This window comes from Stenotrophomonas sp. GD03930, assembly GCF_029839665.1.
Classification (GTDB): domain Bacteria; phylum Pseudomonadota; class Gammaproteobacteria; order Xanthomonadales; family Xanthomonadaceae; genus Stenotrophomonas; species Stenotrophomonas forensis.
In genome coordinates, this window is the sequence record NZ_JAOCAV010000002.1 from 543,412 (window position 1) to 563,464 (window position 20,053).

The 20,053-nt window shown below is 60.2% G+C and carries 12 protein-coding genes and 1 pseudogene; 7 read left to right on the forward strand and 6 right to left on the reverse strand.

Annotation, left to right across the window (positions count from 1 at the left end):
- Positions 1-451 precede the first annotated feature (451 nt).
- Together N5C18_RS13150 and N5C18_RS13155 are read right to left on the reverse strand one after the other, a co-directional pair.
- Positions 452-1,027: a DUF3313 family protein gene (locus N5C18_RS13150; RefSeq protein WP_279943958.1), complete on the reverse strand. Its 576-nt coding sequence runs from the start codon at positions 1,025-1,027 to the stop codon at positions 452-454.
- Between the two features lie 399 nt (positions 1,028-1,426).
- Positions 1,427-2,605, reverse strand: coding sequence for an AraC family transcriptional regulator (locus N5C18_RS13155; protein ID WP_279943960.1), 1,179 nt, complete (start codon positions 2,603-2,605; stop codon positions 1,427-1,429).
- Positions 2,606-2,894: 289 nt separating this feature from the next.
- Here N5C18_RS13155 and N5C18_RS13160 point away from each other — a divergent pair, with 289 nt between their 5' ends.
- The 5 genes from N5C18_RS13160 (at position 2,895) to N5C18_RS13180 (ending at position 9,966) form a co-directional block, all read left to right on the forward strand.
- Positions 2,895-3,983: an efflux RND transporter periplasmic adaptor subunit gene (locus N5C18_RS13160; RefSeq protein ID WP_279943961.1), complete on the forward strand. Its 1,089-nt coding sequence runs from the start codon at positions 2,895-2,897 to the stop codon at positions 3,981-3,983.
- On the forward strand, positions 3,980-7,027 hold the full coding sequence (locus N5C18_RS13165) for an efflux RND transporter permease subunit (RefSeq protein ID WP_033835671.1): 3,048 nt from the start codon (positions 3,980-3,982) through the stop codon (positions 7,025-7,027). Before N5C18_RS13160 ends, N5C18_RS13165 begins: the two co-directional genes overlap by 4 nt.
- The gene (locus N5C18_RS13170) at positions 7,024-8,559 is read left to right on the forward strand and encodes a TolC family protein (protein ID WP_229295539.1); all 1,536 of its coding nucleotides are present in this window, start codon (positions 7,024-7,026) and stop codon (positions 8,557-8,559) included. Before N5C18_RS13165 ends, N5C18_RS13170 begins: the two co-directional genes overlap by 4 nt.
- A gap of 76 nt (positions 8,560-8,635) precedes the next feature.
- On the forward strand, positions 8,636-9,211 hold the full coding sequence (locus N5C18_RS13175) for a TetR/AcrR family transcriptional regulator (protein WP_229295540.1): 576 nt from the start codon (positions 8,636-8,638) through the stop codon (positions 9,209-9,211).
- 119 nt (positions 9,212-9,330) lie between these two features.
- Positions 9,331-9,966, forward strand: coding sequence for a TetR/AcrR family transcriptional regulator (locus tag N5C18_RS13180; protein WP_229295541.1), 636 nt, complete (start codon positions 9,331-9,333; stop codon positions 9,964-9,966).
- Here the strand turns inward: N5C18_RS13180 and N5C18_RS13185 are convergent.
- From N5C18_RS13185 to N5C18_RS13195, 3 genes are all read right to left on the reverse strand, one after another.
- A complete protein-coding gene (locus N5C18_RS13185; RefSeq protein ID WP_033835674.1) occupies positions 9,933-11,204 on the reverse strand; it encodes an NADH-quinone oxidoreductase subunit D in 1,272 nt (423 codons plus the stop codon). The two genes, N5C18_RS13180 and N5C18_RS13185, sit on opposite strands and share 34 nt — an antisense overlap.
- Positions 11,205-13,284: 2,080 nt before the next feature.
- The gene (locus tag N5C18_RS13190) at positions 13,285-14,295 is read right to left on the reverse strand and encodes an ATP-binding protein (protein WP_195743626.1); all 1,011 of its coding nucleotides are present in this window, start codon (positions 14,293-14,295) and stop codon (positions 13,285-13,287) included.
- 11 nt (positions 14,296-14,306) lie between these two features.
- The gene (locus N5C18_RS13195; protein ID WP_033835132.1) at positions 14,307-16,244 is read right to left on the reverse strand and encodes a Mu transposase C-terminal domain-containing protein; all 1,938 of its coding nucleotides are present in this window, start codon (positions 16,242-16,244) and stop codon (positions 14,307-14,309) included.
- 1,201 nt (positions 16,245-17,445) lie between these two features.
- Between N5C18_RS13195 and N5C18_RS22790 the strand changes: the two are divergent.
- Positions 17,446-17,628: pseudogene (locus tag N5C18_RS22790) on the forward strand (hypothetical protein); the annotation flags it as partial.
- A 253-nt stretch (positions 17,629-17,881) separates the two neighbouring features.
- Positions 17,882-18,208 carry an HNH endonuclease gene (locus tag N5C18_RS22795; RefSeq protein ID WP_323162603.1) on the forward strand — a complete coding sequence of 109 codons (327 nt, stop codon included), beginning with the start codon at positions 17,882-17,884 and terminating at the stop codon, positions 18,206-18,208.
- Here the strand turns inward: N5C18_RS22795 and N5C18_RS13200 are convergent.
- The gene (locus tag N5C18_RS13200) at positions 18,205-18,981 is read right to left on the reverse strand and encodes a hypothetical protein (RefSeq protein WP_032966761.1); all 777 of its coding nucleotides are present in this window, start codon (positions 18,979-18,981) and stop codon (positions 18,205-18,207) included. The genes N5C18_RS22795 and N5C18_RS13200 overlap by 4 nt on opposite strands.
- Positions 18,982-20,053 lie beyond the last annotated feature (1,072 nt).

Sequence of the window (20,053 nt, forward strand, 5' to 3'; positions counted from 1 at the left end):
TATCGGCCACGGCGTACAAGCCAGCGAACCAGCCAGGACAGAGATCTGCCATTACTGCAAGCTCTCCGCTCCGGTAGAGGTTCAGATGCGCGCGACGGGACGGCACGTGCCCTCCCCTGCCCCCGATAAACATCCCTAACCGCCAGCTCGATCCGACGCAAGCTTTCGGACAAAAGGGCCTCTCTCAATCCAGCCAAGTTCCCATCGAAATAGATCAATTTTCCCGCATGTGCTTGAGCTCGCGAAGTAATCTGTCTGGAATCGCCAGCTCGGGCAGATCTGCAGGCGCTCCTACAAAGCACGATAGTGTCACTACTGAGAGTACCAAGACCGTCTCGCTTCGAGTCGCCAAGTCATACACCATCAATGCTTTGTCAGAGCCATAACAATGCATGTCAGTGTCCCACCACACCCAGAGAATGCTTTTCGACGGTGGCGAAGTACCAGGAACCTAGCGTGATCTCACCATCGGCGCAATGAACTCCACCGCCTCGACCGCGAACCGACCCGCAAGCGCCTTGGCGTGGCCGTCCGGCGTGTAGCTTTTTCGAATGTCCCTCATGTCGGCTTCGTCGGCGAGCAGTAGCAGTCCTACCTGCCTGCCGGTGCTTACGTCGATCGCCTCGATCTCAAGGGAAAGCCGCCCCTTGCTCACCGGCCCTATCAGAACCGATGTGGCAATGTTCAGGCCAGCAGAGGCCTCCTTCACAGAGGTGATCCTTGCAATCAGCAACAGACCCGCTCCCGAATCTTGCGCCCCGCTCCGGCCCAGGCGCCTGTCGATCTGACGCTGCAGCTGACTGCTTACGGCAGCCTTGAGGCGCTCGCCGACACCCGGGCTCAGCGTTTCAGCGACCTCTGGCATCAGCAGGACTGGTGCTAGAGTCACCGTCTGAAAGTGCCCATGCGAGCTGCCCACTGGCACGATCTCCATCCGGCGCTCCCCGTGGATGGTAAGACCTGCATACGTCTTGGCCTGGTTTGACCTGACCACATGCACCGCGTTACACGCGGTCAGCAACATCATTAGGATGCCTGCGACGATCCTTGGGACCCACTGCCGCCAGCGGTCCACTGCGTCGGGCTTAGCCAGCGGCGCTTTTCCCAGAATGGCAGATCGATGGATACCTGACGCAGGATCTAGGCATCGGGGATTCGCAGGGTGCATTGCTTTCGGAGCTTGTGTGGAGAAGAGTTAATCGAGTTCGAGCTGGCTGTCTGCGAAGCGCGCCTCGGCCATTCCAGGATGTCGGACATGGCGAACGCCAGGTACTGGCAAGACTGCTGCAATCATCAATGCAGTACGTGCCTCGGATCGAACAGCACGCATGACGCTGCCATGATGATCACGACAAGCTTCGCGAAGTCTGTGGGAATCGCGCTTCTGAGGAATCTGATACGGATGTCGAAACGGACTGAATGCTGTCTACCTGGATTCCCGGAACTCGGTTGGCAGGCAACCTGCCCAGCGCTTGAATGCGCGCCGGAATGCACGGGCGTCGGAATATCCAACCGCTTCCGCAATCTCGGCGATGCTCAACTCAGAGTTCAGCAGGAGATCACGGGCGCGTTCATACCTCGCTTCGTCCCGAATCTCCCGATAGCTGGAATCCTGGCGGCTCAGCCGGCGGCGGAGCGTTCTTTCGCTGACATTGATCAGGCTCGCAAGTTCGCTCTGCTTGGTCGTTGATTCGATATCACATCGAAGATGGCTAGACAGGGATTCAACAATCTCATTGCGGCCCCCTCGCGTTGGAAGAAGTGAATCCAACTGCTCTCGGACAATTCTTGAATTGACCCGATCGAAACCGGGCAAGCGCGCGCTCAGCCAATGTGAGTCTATGATCAGGCGATTGATGCCAGCATCGAAGCGGACAGGGCACTGGAAGAATCGTCGATAGACTTCAGGATCAGAGGGTTTGGGGAGTGAGAAATCAACCCTGAGTGGCGCGAATGATGGCCCAATCACGTATCTGCTGACCGCAACGAATCCGGCGAACGCGTCCTCGACCAGCACCGACTCCAGTTGAATGTCGAATCGTTTGAACCTGACTTCCATTCTCACTTCCCTTCCCACCTCCTCCACCGTGTGGATCAGCATCGAGCCGATGGCCTGCTGATGGGTGAGGCCGTACGTCAGTGCATCGCCGTAGGTCTCGCACGTGAGCATTGCCAATCCGGGTACCCCCCAAGAAATGGGCGTCTGTCTGGCCCCCAGTGCCAGGCCCAGCGCAGGCTCGCCCAGCAAACGCTCAGCCCGCATGAACAACTGGCGCATCTGCCGGTAGGACAGCCTCACGTCCCTCATTGATAGATCGCGATAAGTGAAGCCGAGCCCGCGGCATAGCTCTTCCGGAGAGAACCCCCGGTCCTCGACCAGGCCGAGGATTGCCCTCGCCCCGGTGGGCACTATCTCGGCAATCTGCGATTCGCTTGCGGCGTTTGGATCTTCAGAAGCTTGGAGAGCGACAGCATCCAGCGCGGCATCCTCGCCTGCGACAGGCCAGTCCATGAACGCCGGCAGATTCTTGGGGATAGGGGCCATCACGAATTCGAAAGGTAGTGCGACGCCCACATAGTCGGGCCGCGAGGGGACCTGTTTCAACGTGGCGGACACATTCTGGCCTTTTGGGTCCCCTGCCCGTCCTCCAATGTCCCCTTGAGAGCGCCGACAGTAACAACGTCCTCATGTCGCTGACCAGATTCAGGCGGGGGCGTCTCATGCCACAAGGGATCACCAGGTGCGCCATCTGTCCCAGTTGACCTGTTTGAGCCCCTGCGTGTCCACAACTGTCCTGTTCGGGGTGCAGGTGTCCCCCTAAATTTACGCCGCCTGCAGACCCGACGGCACCGAGCCGGTCTGTGGAACCGACCACCCATACAAGGAACCGAACGTGAAGACCCATATGACTCGGTCGTTGGTGCCTCGTCTCAGCGCACTGGCCATTGCCCTGTCCGTGATGACGGGATGCTCCGACACCCCGGAAAGCGCCGCGCCCGAAGCACGTACCGCGTACGTCGCATCCGTTCGACAGGCCACTGGCGATCAGCGCGCTTACATCGGCACCGTACGTGCCACGCAGCGAGGACAGCTGTCCTTCCCGGTTTCCGGAAAGGTCTCTGCAGTACTCGTTGAACCTGGCGATGTCGTAAAGAAGGGGCAGGTGCTAGCCCGCCTGGATCCTGTCCCCTTTGCAGCGCAGGAGGCGTCCGCTGCCGGCGACGTCGCACGCGCGCAGGCCGCATTGGACGAGGTCCAGCGTCGCGTTGAGCGACTCGATGTTGCGCAGAAGGCTGATGCGCTCAGCCCGGCGGAGATGACCGCCGCGAAGGCCGAACTGGCGGCTGCGAATGCGGCCGTCCGCAATGCCCGCGCGCAGCACGAGCTCGCCGGCTGGTCACAAGGGGAAGCCACGTTGAGGGCAACGTTTGACGGAGTCGTGGCTGCCCGGACCGTTGAAGTTGGACAGTCCGTGGGCCCGGGCGCTGTTGCCATCCAGGTCGATGGTGCAGGCCGCGAGCTGTCTGTCGCGATTCCGGGCACTGCTCCCCTGGCTGTTGGGCAGGTGGTCAATCTGATCAGCGGCTCGGACACCGTGGCGAGCAAGGTGCTCCGTGTCGATGGCCGCGTTGATGCTGGCGGCGTGCGTACCGCATACATCGCAGTGCCCGAGGCGGCGACCGTGGGCTCGACCTGGTCGGTCCGGATTTCTGGAACGGATGCAGGCCCAGCCAGGCTTCAAGTGCCATTTCGTGCTGTTCTGCCGTCTGCCGTTGGCGGTAAGGGGCAGGTGCTTCGGCTGGCAAAGGATGGCAAGACGACCGAACTTGCCGAGGTAAGCCTGGGTCAGTACCACGGCGACTGGATCGAAGTGAGCGGCCAGATTTCTGCAGGTCAGCGCGTCGTCGTTGCTGGGGCCAAGGCCATCCGCCCGGGCACCCAGATCAAGCCTGTCGACATGAAGATGGGATCAGAACAATGAGCCTCTCCTCATTCTCATTGGCGCGTCCCCGCCTGACCCTGCTGGCGATTGTGGCGGTCGTCCTTACCGGCCTCATTCTCGCCTTGGACTTCCCGTCCACTGAAGAGCCCCCCATCACCATTCGCACGGCGACGGTACTCAGCTTCATGCCGGGCGCCGGCGTGGACCGGGTCGAGCAGCTGGTCGCTCGCCCGATCGAGGAGAGCATTCGTGGCATGCCAGAGGTCAAGCGGATCCGGACGACTGTCCGTCCAGGCTTTGCGTTCACCTACGTTGATCTCTATCCCACCGTGGAATCGGAGAAAATTCCCATTGTGTGGCAACGGTTGCGCTCACGCATGGGGGACATCCAGAGCCAGCTTCCCGAGGGAACAATTGGTCCCGTTGTGGACGACGAATTCGGTCGGGTTGCGGTGATGACCATGGGCCTGACCGGCGACGGCTATAACGCAGGCGAGCTTCGGGCAGAAGCCCGCCGCCTGCGCGATGAGCTGTTCCGGCTGCCCGGGGTGGAGCGTGTCTCGCTGCACGGCGTGAGGGACGAGCAGGTCCAGATCATCCTGGACGTGCCTTCCCTGGCTGCGCGTGGGCTCAACCCCAATGTGATTGCCGATGCGGTTTCCAAGCGCAATGTCATTGCGCCGGCGGGTTACGTCGAGATCGGTGGTTCGGAGATTGCGCTCAACGTGAGCGGTGACGCCGACAACCCCTCCCAGCTGAAGAGTACGCCGATTCCGCTGCCGAAGGGTGGCTCGGTGCCTCTGGGCGCCCTTGCGCGAGTGGAACGGGTGACCCAGGACCCGCCGATGACGGGTGCATTCGTCAATGGCACGCCGGCCGTGGTGATAGCGGTCTCCATGGCACCAGGACTCAACGTAGTGAGCTTCGCCGATCTGCTGCGAGGCGACGTTGAACGGCTTTCGGAAACGCTGCCGGCCGGCATGCAGCTTGTCCAGATCACGGATCAGGCCGAGGTTGTTTCCACCCAGCTGCTGCGTGTTGCCAAGGTTTTCCTGGAGACCCTCGTCATCGTCATGGCGGTCGTCGTGCTATTCCTTGGAATGAGGACCGGCCTGATCGTCAGCGCCATCGTGCCGACCACGGTACTGGGAACGATGGCGATCATGAAGATCCTGAACATCGATCTGCACATGATCTCGGTGGGTGCCATCATCATCGCCCTGGGACTGTTCGTCGATAACGCGATTGTCGTTGCTGAGGACATGGAGCGGCGGCTCTCGTTGGGTGAGTCGCCGGACCAGGCTGCCGCTCACGCCGGCAGCACGATGTTCGTGCCGCTTCTGGTTTCTTCGCTGGCGATCATCTTGGCGTTCATGCCGCTTGCCATCTCCAGCACGGAAACAGGCGAGTACCTGCGCAGTCTGGGCATCGTGATGGCTATCGCGCTGCTGTTGTCGCTGGTCATCGGTGTTACCCTGATTCCGCTGCTGTGCAAGTACTTTGCCCATCACCATGCCGAACTCAGCCGCACCGCACGCGCGGTCGAGCGGCTGACGGGCTGGTACCGCGGCAAGGTCCGCTGGATCCTGGGGCACAAGGCCATCTACATCGGCGTCATGGTTGCACTGCTGGCAACCTCCGGCTGGTTGTTCACCACCGTCCCCAACGAGCTGATGCCGCCGTCCGAGCGCCATCAGCTGCAGATGGCCATCGAGCTGTCCCCGGATTCCAGCCCGGCCAATACGATGGCGGTTGCTCAACAGATCAGCAAGGTACTGGCCGACGAGAAGCTCGTTCCGGAGATCTCCAGCCACGCCCTGTACATGGGTGATGGTGGCCCACGCTTCATCCTGGCACTGAACCCGCCTACTCCCGCAGGACACCGCGCGTATGCCGTGCTGTCCCTTGCGAAGGGCGTCAAGCACGAGGCGGCCATTGAGCGGCTGCGTTCTGTGATGGCAACACACTTCCCGGATGTGCGGGTGGAGCCCAAGCGGTTCTCGATGGGGTCTTCGGATGCCGGCGTAGCGACGTTCCGCATCTCCAGCAGCGACGGCGCACATCGGATTGCCGCCGAGAAGCTGCTGCGCACGCTGCAGGACACGCCGGGGATGGTGGATGTATCCAGCGATGCCGAACGCCAGGTCGTCCAGCTTGATGTGGACGTCGATCAGCCCAAGGCCCAGGCCGCAGGCATCAGCAGCGCGGACATCGCAAAGAGCATGGACATGCTGCTGACCGGCGCAACGATCTCCCGTTATCGTGAGGGCGACACCGTTCTCCCGGTCATCCTCCGCGGAGAGGCGGCACTGCGCACGGATATCGGCCAGCTTGAGGCACTCCCGATCCAGAAGGCGGATGGCAGCGGAAGCGTGCCTCTGGGCCAGGTGGCCAAGCTTCGGTTGGCGCCGCAGCTGTCTTCAATCCAGCGAGTGAACCAGACGCGCGCGGTCACCGTGCTTGCAAAGAGCTCCGAGCTGACGGCCCAGGGGATCGCGGACAAGGTGGAGCCACTTCTTTCCGAATTCCGCAAGCAGGGCGTGCGGGTTGAACTCGGTGGCGAGATCGAAGAAAGCAAGAGTGCCAACGAAGGCATCGAGAAGCTGCTCCCGCTCTGCCTTGCTGCCATGTTCCTGTTGTTCGTATGGCAGTTCGAGAGCATCCGCAAGAGCCTGATCGTCCTGGCGAGCATTCCGTTCGTGGTCATCGGCGCGACCTTGGCACTCAAGCTGAGTGGCACCAGCCTGACCTTCATCGGAACACTGGGGCTGCTCGCACTTGCCGGCATCATCGTCAACAACGCGATTCTGCTCATCGATGCGATCGACGAAGGTCAGCGCGATGGCTTGCCTCCTCTCCAGGCCATTGAAGAGGCTGCGGCCAAGCGCCTGCGCCCCATCGTCATGACCAAGATGGTCTGCATTCTCGGCCTTGTCCCGCTGCTGCTGTTTGGCGGCTCCATGTGGACCAGCATGTCGATCGTGATGATCGGCGGCCTCGCCCTTGGAACGCTGATCACGCTGGGCCTCATTCCAGCGCTGTATGCCGCGCTCTACCGCATTCACCCGACCGAGGAGGCATGATCATGTCTATTGGAAATCGAGTTGCCTGCCTGTCGATTGCTGTGCTTGTGGCCCTGTCTTCTGGCTGCGCCTCTGTGGCCCCCAGGACCGAGATCCCTGACGCCGCAGCCCGGCATCATGTGGGCCAGGCCCCCACGCCGGCGGCGCTGGATGCGGATGTCCTGCCCGGGACGCCCAACAGGCAATGGTGGAAGGACTTCTCCGACCCCAACCTGGATGCGCTGGTCAGCCTGGCCATGCGCGGGAATCATGACCTGAAGTCTGCCCTTGCCGCCGTGGTGGAAGCGCGCGCACTGGCAGGCGCAGCGCGCAAGGACTATCTGCCGAGCGGTGCGCTGCAGGTCAAGGCCGAAGCCATGCAGTCCGCCCAGATCGAAGCGGATCCCTATCGACAGGATCTTCCCCGCCCCCCTTCACAGAGGCTGCTGTCCGCCGGACAGATGTTTTCCTGGGAACTGGACCTGTTTGGGCGCATTGGCACCGCCGCAGCCATGGCCGATCGCAAGGCCGATGCTGCGGCGGCTGACGCGAGGTCGGCTGCCGCAGTGCTCCAGGCCGAGGTTGCGAAGAACTACTTCCTGCTCAGGATGGACCAGATCAGCCTGTCCTCTCTTGAGCGGGAGGTTGGCCTCAGCGAGGCCCGCGTGGCGCGCGTGAAGGCCCGGTATGCGGCAGGGCTGGTCGATCGCAGGGTGGCACTTGCGGTCGAATCCGAACATGCCGAGCTGGTGGCGCAGGAGGCGGCAACCGTTACCCGGCTGCAGGCGGACAGGGCCGCATTGGCGGTTCTTGCGGGCCGCTCGCCGACCGCGCAGGATGACGCCTGGGAGGCGTTGCTGGCCCCGGCTCCACTGCCGGCCCCGCCGGATCTTGCATCGCTTGCGCAGCCGACCGACCTCCTGGCGCGGCGGCCGGACGTCGCCAAGGCCGATGCACTACTGCGAGCAAGCCTTGGCAACGTCGTACTCGCCGAGCGCGCGCACCTTCCGCGCCTCACGCTGAATGTTTTCGGCGGCATCCTTGCACCGTTCGGTTCGCTGGGCGATTCCAGTGCAAAGCGCTTCTCGGCCGGCCCGGAGCTTCAGTGGGAGTGGCTGAGCTTTGGCCGGAAGAAGGCCAGGGAGGAAGCCGCTCGCGCCGGCAGTGATCAGAACTGGCATGCCTTCGAGCAGACCGTGCTGACGGCGCTGAAGGAGAGTGAGGACTCCCTGCATGCGTGGACGAGTTCCCAGGTCAGGATGCAGCAGGCGGTAAATGCCGAGGCACTCAGCAGCAGATCTTCGGCCTATGCCTCTTCCCGCGTGGACGCCGGAATCGAGCCGAAGGATGCCGGCCTGCAGCAGCAGGCGCTGCACGAAAAGGCGCGCAGAGAGCTTGCGGCGGCACAGGCCGGGCTGCTGATGGCCCACGTGCAGGTGCAGCTGGCGCTGGGGGCATGGCAGCCCGAAAAGGGGGACCCTGAGATTGAAATCGGCAGGCCCATCGCTTCCCGGAAGAGCGCCGAAAGCGAAGCAGCCACGGCGCATCACTGACTGGCTCGAACGGCAACCCGCCAGGCCGTACTGACCTGGCGGATCGTTCGTCGCCCGCTACATGAGGAAAACTCTCTTGAACGCTACCCACAGTTCGTCCGTGCGTGTGCCCGGCATACTCATCCGCGAAACGGCAGCGCTTATCGTCCGCAATGGTCGGTCTTCGGTGACCGTCAGTGAGATTCTCGAATGCTCGGGCGTCAGCCGTGGCGCGATGTTCCATCACTTCTACTGCAAGCAGGATCTCATCGACGCCACTTTCTCGTGCTGGCTGCAGAACTTCAATCATGATGTGGAACGGAGAATGCGTGCCAACGGGCTCCGCCCCGGCGCATTCACCAACGCCTACGTGGAATCGGTGGTCGAGGGCTGCAGGCGGCACGACGTTGCAATGCTCTCGGCCCTGATCATTCGCCTGGACCTGACCCAGGTATCCGCATCGCAGTGGATCGAGTGGATGAAGAAGAAGCTGGCCACCGAGCCGTCCGAGGCCGACGATCCCGCGCTGAAGTCTGCGCGTCTCGCCGCCGATGGTCTGTGGCTTGGCTCACTGTCCTGCCCTGCCCCAGCCAATGAATCGAAGATCGACATTCAAACGCCGCAGATCCCGGTGCAGCGCTGTGGCCACGGTCCGTCCCATCGCCTTGTCTAAGGACGATCAGGACGCGCGGTCGCGCGCTCATCGAACAGCAGGGATGCAACCGTGCCATGGCTAGAAGAACCAGAGAGGACGCACACGCCACGCGTGAGAGGATCCTCGATGCCGCACTGGTGTGCCTGCTGCGCCACGGGCCCGCGGGCGCCACGCTGGAGCTGATCGCCACCGAGTGCGGCTATTCGCGCGGCGCGATCTACTGGCACTTCGGGTCCCGCCAGAACCTGCTGGGTGAACTTTCCGCGCGAGGGCGGCCAGATGCACCCGAAGGACTGCGGGAAGCCGCCATCCGGCAGTGCAGTGACCCGTTCAAGCTTCTGTTTGCGGACCTGGTCAGGGTATTTGATCACACGCGCCGCACCCCACGCGTTCGCCGAACGGTTGAGCTTCTGCTGCGCTCTGGTGCATCACATGAGCTGGGCGGCATAGGCGATGTGCTCGCGGCGTGCGCGATGCCGGAGGTCCGCATGCTGGAGCTTGTATACCAGCGTGCAGGAGCACTGGGCCAGCTCCGTGAGGGCGTTGATACAGCAACTGCGGCGCGCAGCCTTCATGCGATCGCGGTCGGTGTTCTGCTGGGATCAATCCTGGAGCCCGGCATCCTCGACCTGGAGATGGGCGGGGCACGCACCGTGGAAGACCTGCTCAGCCTGCACATGGCTGTCCCTTCGCGGCCGCCGGAGTGTGGCTCAGCCCATGTGTGGGCTGAGCCGGTTCCTCATCGATCCACTTCGCCGAACACAATGTCGTAGGTGCCAATCATGGCGACGACATCCGCCAGCATGTGGCCCCTGACGATTTCATCCAGAGAAGAGAGATGAGCGAAGCCGGGAGCACGCAGGTGCACCCGGAACGGCTTGTTGGCGCCATCGGAGATCAGGTAGCAGCCGAACTCGCCCTTGGGCGCCTCGACCGCTGCGTAGGTCTCACCTGCCGGCACCTGGTAGCCTTCGCTGAAGAGCTTGAAGTGATGGATCAGCGCTTCCATGTCGGACTTCATCTCCTGCCGGGACGGCGGCGCCACCTTGAAGTTCTGGACCATCACCGGGCCGGGGTTGGCGCGAAGCCAGTCGACACATTGGCGGATGATGCGGTTGGACTGCCGCATCTCCGCGACGCGGCACAGGTAGCGGTCATAGCAGTCACCGGCGCTGCCGACCGGAATGTCGAAGTCAACGGCATCGTACTTCGCGTAGGGGCGCTTCTTCCTCAGGTCCCACGCCACGCCCGAGCCTCTCAGCATCACCCCGGTCATGCCCCAGTCCATGGCCTGCTGCGGGCTCACAACGCCAATGCCCACAGTGCGCTGCTTCCAGATTCTGTTGTCGGTGAGCAGGGTTTCGTACTCATCAATGCGGTTCGGGAACTCGCGGGTGAAATTCTCGATGAAATCGAGCAGGGACCCTTCTCTCGCGGCGTTCAATCGCCGCAGCTCCTTCCCCTTCTTCCAGCATGACTCCTTGTACTTCGGCATCTGGTCAGGCAGATCACGGTACACACCGCCGGGCCGGTAGTAGGTGGCATGCATTCGAGCGCCAGATACCGCCTCGTAGCAGTCCATCAGCTCTTCGCGTTCCCGGAATGCATAGAGCATCACGGCCATGGCACCCAGGTCCAGCGCGCCCGTTCCGATGTTCATGAGGTGATTGAGGATACGGGTGATCTCATCGAACATCGTGCGGATGTACTGTGCCCTGATGGGCGCCTCGATTCCCAGAAGGGTTTCAATCGCACGTACGTAGGCGTGTTCGTTGCACATCATGGATACGTAGTCCAGCCGATCCATGTAGCCGATGGACTGGTTGAAGGGCTTGGACTCCGCCAGCTTCTCGGTACCCCTGTGCAGCAGCCCCACATGTGGATCCGCGCGCACAACGGTCTCGCCATCCATCTCAAGCACAAGGCGCAGTACCCCATGTGCCGCAGGATGTTGGGGGCCGAGGTTCATCACGTAGTTCCGGATCTCGGTATCCCTTCGATCACCGCGCATGTGAGCGGGGCCGCCCGTCGTCGTCCTCTTGGTGTTCATCCAATTGCTTCCGTAGACCGTACGCATTCAGCGGAGGTGCTTAATGCTGTCGGCGTCGATGCTACTTCGACCCGCAAGGGGCGATATGGACCGCTTGGTCTGGAATCTGTGGACTTAGGTCCAGGGTCAGGCCATAGCACTTCGCGGTCGGCACGCGATCTGCCTCGACGATAAGGCAAGGACTGAATTCGGACCGTAGCGTAGAGCAAGCGTGGGAAATCAATTTCTCGGAGCTCCTGCCGCAGGAGTTGTACTCCGAGGTTGTTCCCGGCCAAGGGCGAACAGCCGCCCTGTCCCCATGCCAACAATCTCTTCCTGCTCAACCTCAGCTTTCGCCCCAAAAACGGCCACCACCCTATCCTCGACAACGCACCCTTATCGATGAGACAAGCAACAGATGGAGCCAGGGACGCTGCGGTCGATCATCTGTGCCATCGGGTGACGTCGGGCCATTCAGATTGGACAGTGCGCGATGTCGGCCGAGCATCCGTTGCTGCCGCGGGTTACCCTGCATGCCCTGGCCTACGACAGAGTTGAGCGCCATGTCCGAGTTTGGTGCTTCTTCCATCCTGACAGTCTCTCGACGTTGTCGTAATGCCGTGCAGAAACAGCGTCCGTCAAGGTAGCGGTTCATTATTCGGGTTATGGGTTGCGCAGCACTTTCAAAGCGGGATGTCGGGGGTAGCGGGACCGCGGCGTCGCCGTGGCTTAGCGAGCCTGGCAAGACTCCGCCGCCTGTCTTGCCCCATGGCTATGACCAGTTCGTGATCTTCCTTTTGAACGAGCCCCTTATCGCAGAGGCCAAGATCTTCCCAGTGGCCCAGACGCAGGTGTGTGGGGCAGCTCCAGGTCGCACCGGGCTGATGCAGTGCCCAGTGTGAGGAGTAACTGAAAGGGTCGCACAGCATAGGCTGTCGGTTGGAGCGATGAACCCGCGACTGTATCCGTGCAAGATTTGCCACCCATGCCTCAAAAGAGCTGATGAAACTAGCTGCCGCCGCGTGGAGGTCGGGCAGCCGCATAGGATTCTCAGAGCCTGGATACACCTTCATTACCACTGCTTGGGAGACAACTAGCAGCTCTTCGCGCCGCTGGAGCAGCCATAGTGCGTACGCCTGTCCAGCGCAGCACAAATGCGGTTTGAGTGTAACGGGAGACCAGGAGTTGATCCGGGTGCGCCCCCCACCCATAGACCTCATTGCATGAATGCGGCAGCGAGAGTGTCCCTTAAGATAGGTGCGCCTTATCTGACGTGCGACGCATCTGAGCAGGTCTTGGTAGGGCTTGATCGCCGCTTTACCGTCATTAGCTGGAAGTGCCTGCACTAGAGGGGTTGCCCGAAACGCCCTGAAGGAGGCAGGCGTCGGTGCCAGCGCGTTCCGCACTATGGACTTCGGGTGTTGAATAAGTGCGTACCAATACGTGCCAGCATGGCTATCGGCTTGATCGCCGTCCCAGCATATCGATGTGTGCCCGCTGCATGCTCGTTGGTATCTGAGGAGGGATGCATTGGCATCTTTTAGCCATTGATGCAGTTCATCGAGTGTGCGCGCATAGGAGACACTCGCGCTGGTCTTCAAGGATCCCGGTATAGGATACTTCAGCAGTGTCTCGCCACAGGCATCGCATGTGAATCCATGCACTAGAGATCCTTTTGTGTTCAGTGCCACTGAACAGTGAGGACAGCCCGTCTGCAAGCGCGCGAGATGCAGGACGCAACGCACAAATCTTTTATCCTGTTGGTACTGATAGTGGCGCCCAGATTGAACGCAGGCTGGGCAGTAACGAAGTTCTTCATCTTTCAACCATCGGCACCTTTCAGTCAGAGCTGACTGAACGGCAACAAGCTGCTCTGCCTCATCGACGAATTCACCGTCGTTTGCGTCGCGTTCTGCGAGATGTGCAATCGATCTCGCGAGCGCCACTCGCCAGTCTCGGCGCACTGGCATCCACTTCAGCTCAATGCAGTTGAACCACTCCAATGTTTGGATGATAGTCCAAGACGAACAGTAGGCATCGATCAGGCTTCGGCTCCATGCGATCATGGCGACCTCTGTGTGCGACGCCTCCCCATCGCTGTCGCGGCCAGCGCTGCAGGGGTCCTAGACCGGTAGCCGGAATCAAGGATCGCTCGCTCCCAGACTTCCTGCGGAATCGTCATCCCTTCAGTATCACTTTCCTCCCCGTCCTGGCCGACCAACATCAGTGCTTCGGCTACCCACTGCATGCTGACGCCCTCGCGATCAACCGCACCCTCAGACTGAGACCGAAATGCGTCGTACAGATCTGTAGCGCAATTGGCTAAGCGAAACCCAGCGGCATGGGCGTTTGGCCACAGGTACTGCGTATACGACCAGCCTGAACCGCGAGGGTACTCGGTCTCATCGTCACACGACTTGAGAACGACGCGCAGGTCGGCCGGATCTTGCAGGCTTCTGAACTCAACCAGCTCCGCCATGAACCTAATGGTCAGATCTGGCATCTCGGCCATGAACTGTTGGTGCATCGTGCAAAGCTGGCTTTGACCGAACAGGACAACCGTTACTTTGACCTCATGCGTGTTCAGCCAGTTGACTATACGCTTCAACCAGCCTAGATCCTTGGCGTGCAAGTTCTGCGCTTCGTCAACCACCAGGAAGAGGTGCCTTCCGGCAACTGAGAGTGCATAGAGAGCCCGCATCAGTTGGTCGCGCTTTCCTGCAAGGGAGCGAAGTACGCGGGGCTCGTAGTCGATCACGGAGAGAAGGTCTTCGATCAATGCGCCTTCCGCCGCCACGTCCTTTGAAGAGGGCTCATAGATAACGAACGCCGATCCTGGGTACTGGACAGGCGCCAGCATCTGCAGCGCGTAGATGCATGAAGACTTCCCGCACAAGGGATGCGCCCAGAACGCGATTGAGGAGCGAAATCGCTGTGCCCGGTCAAAGACCAGGCGGGCCGCCTCTTTGACTGGGGCGGTGGGAAGTACGGCCGACGCCATGAGCAATGGATGCCGGTCCCGTAAAGATGGGTAGGTCGCTTGGATTGCGGCAATGCTCTCGTGGATCTCCATTGTCGACCTCATCATTTTCCGATGATGGAAAAGTCAATGTTTCTAGACTTGCGAACACGGGATGCCAGTGTCTGCGTATCGATACGCTTCCCTGCGCTTCTAGATGACATCTCCGGCGCGTACCCCTTCCTCCCCTCCTCGGCCAAGACAGTTGCAGCGTGCGTGGTTCGTGGGGCTCTTGCGCAAGCATCCAAGGCTTTCTGAGCCAGTGCTTGAAGCTCCGAGCCAACGATGTCGCCAATGGGCTCGTCCCGAGTGCCTTCGATCTTGGATCTGAGCAGTCTTCGGATCTCCAGGGAGTGCTCATGCTGCCACCGCGAACTCACTGGTACGAGCTCACCAAGCTCCCTTCCATCGCGTGTGTATGCTTGAACGTGGGAGATGTCGTAGGGATCTGCATGGAGCGTGACCGACTGCCCGATCAGATCCCAGCGCGTGGCCAGAATCGGCGAGCCGTACTCCACGCTTGCGTAGCTAACGCGAGGGAGTCTGCCCTTCTTCTGAGACCCGCGAACGGGAGCGGGAGCCACCTCCACTCGAAGCGGAGGTGTCAGGGTGGGACGAGGGGGTCCTAGTGGAGCCAGACACCCGGAACCAGGTGAGTAGTACTCAAGTATTTGGTCAGTGGGACTGCTGCCGTAATTGGCTTCTGTAGGCGTTGAGTTCCAGCGGGCAACGGCCTTGGACGTCTCTTCCATCAGCTTTTCAAGGGTCACCTGATGCCTGACCGCTTGACGTTCCGGCTGGTTGCGCCTGGTGTCCGTCGGGCTGTTTCCCGTGGTCGATGGTGACTGATGAAAAACATTCCATGCCATCCAACCAAACACCCGCTCGACAAGCGATCGGCGTTTCGGTCGCCTAATCGCCCCGAAGGAGATTGCAGCGCCAGTCTCCGCCCTGACCCTGTCGGCTACCGTGTCTGATAGGTGCGCGAGCGCGTTGTCGACAAAGAGGCTGCCAAATCCAAGGCGCAATTCTGGAGCGTCGGCCTCTATTGAGAGAGTGGCTTCCAGTGCACGTTGCAGTTCGTTCGAGAGACACTGTCCAGCGGACGCATGATCGATGCACCTGAGGAAGTCGGAGCTAGAAATTGTCCGGCGGACAACGATGTCCCAGCCCAGAATGAAGCTGGTGAACCTATCAGCGATGACGATAAGCGTCATACGACGGCTGGGAACGTACTTGACTCCCTTTGGAGTACTCACGCCCACGGCAAAGATGATGTCGGCCGTATGCTCGTCAGCCTCTACTATCTCAAATGGGGCCAGGGCAATGGGCCCTTCGGATTTTCCGCCAGGCCTCCTTGAGCGCTGCCTGCACTCTTCGCCGTACTGCAGGGATGCAACCTTCTCGTGGTTCGCAATGAAGAATTGCTTCACGTATACCCGGATTGCCTCTCTGCCATACCGGCCGACACAGAACGGCCATTCATTCTTGCCCAGGCCGGTGCCACGACAGAGCTCAAGAAAGATCTGATGTGCCTCCTTGTAGCTGATACGCCCTCGCTTCGCCCCGCCTGGAGTGATGCCAGTGGCGAGGTATTTGTCCAAGGCGAGCTGCACATCGGGCTGCGAATCAAGCAATGCTGACAGAGCGCCCGTATATCCGCCGAATGACTGGCTTGGCATCGCGCTTACGGGCTTGAATCGCGTTGGCGCTCTCGTGCGAAATCCCTTGATGAGGCCTGCCCAACCCGCAATGCGGCCATCGCCCAAGACCGCGACGCATCGATTGAGGTACCGCAGGACCTCAGTACGCTCGATCCCGAACTGCGAGGCAATCTCGGCAGTTCGGAGGCCACCTAAGTATGCGACCAGGGCTTTCCGTCTTTGCTCAAATAGCGCCAGATCAGCTGAGTCCAACAGACTGGTTTCACAGGGCGGCCACTCATGATAGTTGGCAAGATCTGCCGGAAGTGTTCTCCGGTTGAACTTAATTTGAGCGGTCATGTTCACTCCTGAGCAACCTTGTGTGCACAGACCATGGATTTGCATCCATATCCGAGCCAATGGATCTAGCGCGCAGCGCAAGAACCGCAGCTCCTATCACCACCGCTGGGTGCACTTGGTTAAGGGCTCGTATGACCTCTCCTAAGGTCACCTTGCCGCATCGACGAACTACCGATTCAACCTCCTCTGCCAGGGAAGTAAGGTCCGAGCCGCGGCACCGGTGAAAAGCAGAGATTGCCGCTTGCCAGTTGCGGATCCTCATCTTCGCCTGACCCAATTCGCGCGTGCTGAAAGCGGAGACTGAATAGACACAATCCGCGCTCAGTGTTTCGATATCTCGCCTAGCCCTGTCCGATCCATCATCGATCATCCGCGCCTGAATAGAGCCATCCATCAGCGTAGTCAGCGCATCAAGGCAGATTGAGCCGCTGTCTAGATGTACCTGTATCAATGACTCGCGATACTCTGCGTCACGTACGCTTGCGTCGCCTTCGCAATAAAAGAAAAGCTTCATCCTCAGGTCACCACTCAGCGTCACCGGGCACTCAGCTGTAGGAGACTGCAGCGTCCAGAGGTTTGCCGAGTTGCTTGTCCGAGCTTGCCGCACACCTAGTCGGCGTTGCCTGGCCTTGGTCGTGACACTCATTCGTGCGCTCCAAATAGACCTATCCGCGCGGGCAGCGGTCTGGGCACCTGCAGAGATGCATTCGGGCTCGGTGGTGCGTTATGGTCAACATGAATCTGAGTCGCTGTCGAGAGCAGCGTCTGGGAACGTCGCTGACAGGCTCTGGACGCTACTCCCGAATGGCTGGGGGCGCAACCGATCCTCGAGCCCCGTCAGACTCCGCGCTGAACTAGTAACAGAAATACCTGTAGCCAGCGGAGAAGTAACACATATACCCTTAGGTGCCCGCCTATTCAGATTGTTAGGGATGGGAGATCTGCCCCTGTAGACTGTTGAAATGCAGAGACTTCGAGGTAACAGGAATACGTGCTCCATCACCAGATCCCACAGCTGTCCGCCCGTATTTCCCCACAAGGACGCCCGCGATTTCCAGATCTCCCCCAAAGATGCCCTTGATTCCTGGATCCGCACCTAAGACGCCCTCGATTTCTGGCTCCACATCCAGCTCGCCCTTGAGTTCCCAACTGCGCACCTGATCGGTCAGAGCTTGTCGCCTGCACTTCCCAGTTCCGCCAGTCGCGACATTGGTCGCAAGAACAATTAGACGAGATCTCGGGCCTGAACGTGCGAACAGTTCAGCGGGTTGAGCAGGACTACAACACCGCGACTTCCCTGGGTGACGCGCCACGCCCCGCTCCACCTGCTCAAGCGCGTCGCTCGCCCCCTGACCAAGCTTTGACCTTAACTGGGCGTCGGTGACTCCCTCCCGTTCTGGTCGGCATCTGGGCCTTGTAGCGGCTCAAGCGCTGAGCTATAACGCCTTAGCCAGTCGCTATAAAGCGCCGGTGTTGTGCCCGCATAGCCAATAGGCTCCGGGTGCCCGAGGTCCACCCAATGGGGGCACGGGAATCCTTCGATTCCGGAGCCATCCATGACCGCCAAACGCCGCAGATCCCTTCGCACTTCTGCCTTCTACGCCCAATCGGGCCGTTGCTTCTATTGCGGCCTGCCGATGTGGCTCACTGCACCCTCAGAGCTCGGGCTGAAGGCCAGTAAGGCCCGAGCCTTTCAATGCACCGCCGAGCACCTGGTGGCCCAACAGGACGGGGGCAGAGACGTGTCCGGGAACGTGGTGGCCGCGCATAGCCGGTGCAACCAGGGCAGGCACCAGCGGAAGGGACCAGCCCCTTCCGCTGAAGCGTTCCGGGCGCTGGTTCAGACGCGGCTGGCAATGGGGAGATGGTGGTCCCGACTGCCATCAGGGATTGCACGTGCTTCCGTATGGCCAATTGAATTGAATCTTTGCAAGGAATCGGCAGCTGCTTGCCTGATTCGCTAGTCCACACTAGTGGCGCCCGGTTGCGGTGCTAGAACGGCGAGTCTGCTGCGAAATGGTCGCGCATTGGGCCTAACAAGGTCTGCGACCCTGTCAACACGTCCGAGAATTCCACCTGTCGCCACCTTCTCGTTCCAATATCGTTCCATCCACTCGGCTTTATCCAGGATCTTACCCGGAGCGCCTAGCAGCCTCTTGGCGATGAAATGCCGGATGAGAGCGGCCTGGCTATCGAGAATCACGACGCCCGCCCTTGGATTAGAGTCATAAGCGCTGTACGAGATCAGATAGTGGACATAGTGGCGGTCTGGCTCTTCGTCATCCCACGTCAACAGGTTGCTTAACCCCGCAGCGCGAGCATCCGATCGCACCTCTTCGCTCACGAGCACCATGGGATTGCGTGCTTCCTTACATTCCATGCGATAGGCGTCCAGCATCGCCGGTCCGAAGATCATCTGAGAATCATGATGAATGCTTCCAACTGTGAGCCCTCCACGTATCAATATATCAACCACTAGCAGGTTCTCGGCCAACATTCTGATGCAGCTCAGGATGTCGGCAAGGCCAGCAGGAGAGCGGCTGCTTGATATGACGATGCAGTCGCTGAAGTAAGTGAACAAAAGTCCTGTTGCTGGGTTGCAGCACGCTGTGTTCTTTAGTCTGTCGATGGCCTCTGCTATTTCATCAAGCTTGCTCATGTCGGCTGCCGACTCTTGGACAAGTGCGGAGAACCCGAGCATGTCGATGAAGGCGACGTACTTATCTTGGTAGAGCATGAAGAACTCCTTAGATGGTCGTGCCCATGGTGCCGAGGGCGGTTCCATTTGACCAGCGGGTGCGGGGCACGTCATAGGCCATGGAGCAATGTCAGCGACCTGGCTCGCGCACTAGTCTCGCAGAGGCTTGTTACGGCGCATCTTCGCATCGGATAGAAGCGAGCGAACGAGAGAGTTGAAGTCCATCCTGGCCCTAAAAGTTTCCTTCACCCTTGGTTAAACGAATGTCCGCTTTCGGTCAGAAGCGGACCAAAGTAGCCGGTGCTCTTCGCAGCCCGTACGCGACTTGGAGTCATATCATCAATCTGTATCAGGGCTCAGACCTAAGTGCCTGATGGTCCAATTCAGCGACACTATCCAGCTTCGGCGTCATCGCACACTTCGGGATACAGCCAGCGCGATCCGCTTATGGAACCAAACCGCACTGTGCCTTACTCTTAAGGAACATTGCCAACGGCAACCTTCGGCAATTGAATTTAGAGAATCCGGGCGGTTCATCCCGCGCGGCCCGTTAATGTCTACAGCTGTGGAGTTGTGAATGGCAGAAGATCAAGGTGGTGAAGAGGTAATTAGGGAGATAGGGAAGGCGCTAGCCCTTGCGTCTGAGCTTGATCCACAAATTGTTAGATCGCTTCGCTCCGCGATTGTTCAGGCGATGTCTGATTACGAGGACGACACGAATGCACAAGCTGCAGCCGCACTTGCGGCGGTTCTCGATTTTAGACCTGTGACGACCCAAGACGCCCTCTCGCAAACCTTGGGTGAGATCGGGAAGCTGGTCCAAGGTCTCACCGGACTGGAGGACGTTCATTACACTGTTGAGACACCAGAAGGTCGCCGAGTTCGCTCAATCCGGTCACATCTACCAACTGTATCACCCCAGCGTTTGACGGATCACGAGCAGGCAGATCTTGAGGCCTATATCGCTCGATATCTGCCACCGGACGACCCTCGCGAGGAACACGCGCCACGAGGACCGCGACTGTGACGATCAGTAAGTTAGCAATCCTCAACGCTGTGAAAGCAGCCATTTCGCGTGCTAAGGCGAGCGGGTCTCCCTACGCGAAAGGAA

Bases quoted from the DNA above. Each gene is read 5' to 3' on its own strand.
- N5C18_RS13150 (WP_279943958.1), bottom strand. From the start codon at position 1,027: ATGATGTTGCTGACCGCGTGTAACGCGGTGCATGTGGTCAGGTCAAAC.
- N5C18_RS13165 (WP_033835671.1), top strand. From the start codon at position 3,980: ATGAGCCTCTCCTCATTCTCATTGGCGCGTCCCCGCCTGACCCTGCTG.
- N5C18_RS13170 (WP_229295539.1), top strand. From the start codon at position 7,024: ATGATCATGTCTATTGGAAATCGAGTTGCCTGCCTGTCGATTGCTGTG.
- N5C18_RS13185 (WP_033835674.1), bottom strand. From the start codon at position 11,204: ATGCGCGGTGATCGAAGGGATACCGAGATCCGGAACTACGTGATGAAC.
- N5C18_RS13190 (WP_195743626.1), bottom strand. From the start codon at position 14,295: ATGGAGATCCACGAGAGCATTGCCGCAATCCAAGCGACCTACCCATCT.
- N5C18_RS13195 (WP_033835132.1), bottom strand. From the start codon at position 16,244: ATGACCGCTCAAATTAAGTTCAACCGGAGAACACTTCCGGCAGATCTT.
- N5C18_RS22795 (WP_323162603.1), top strand. From the start codon at position 17,882: ATGTGGCTCACTGCACCCTCAGAGCTCGGGCTGAAGGCCAGTAAGGCC.
- N5C18_RS13200 (WP_032966761.1), bottom strand. From the start codon at position 18,981: ATGCTCTACCAAGATAAGTACGTCGCCTTCATCGACATGCTCGGGTTC.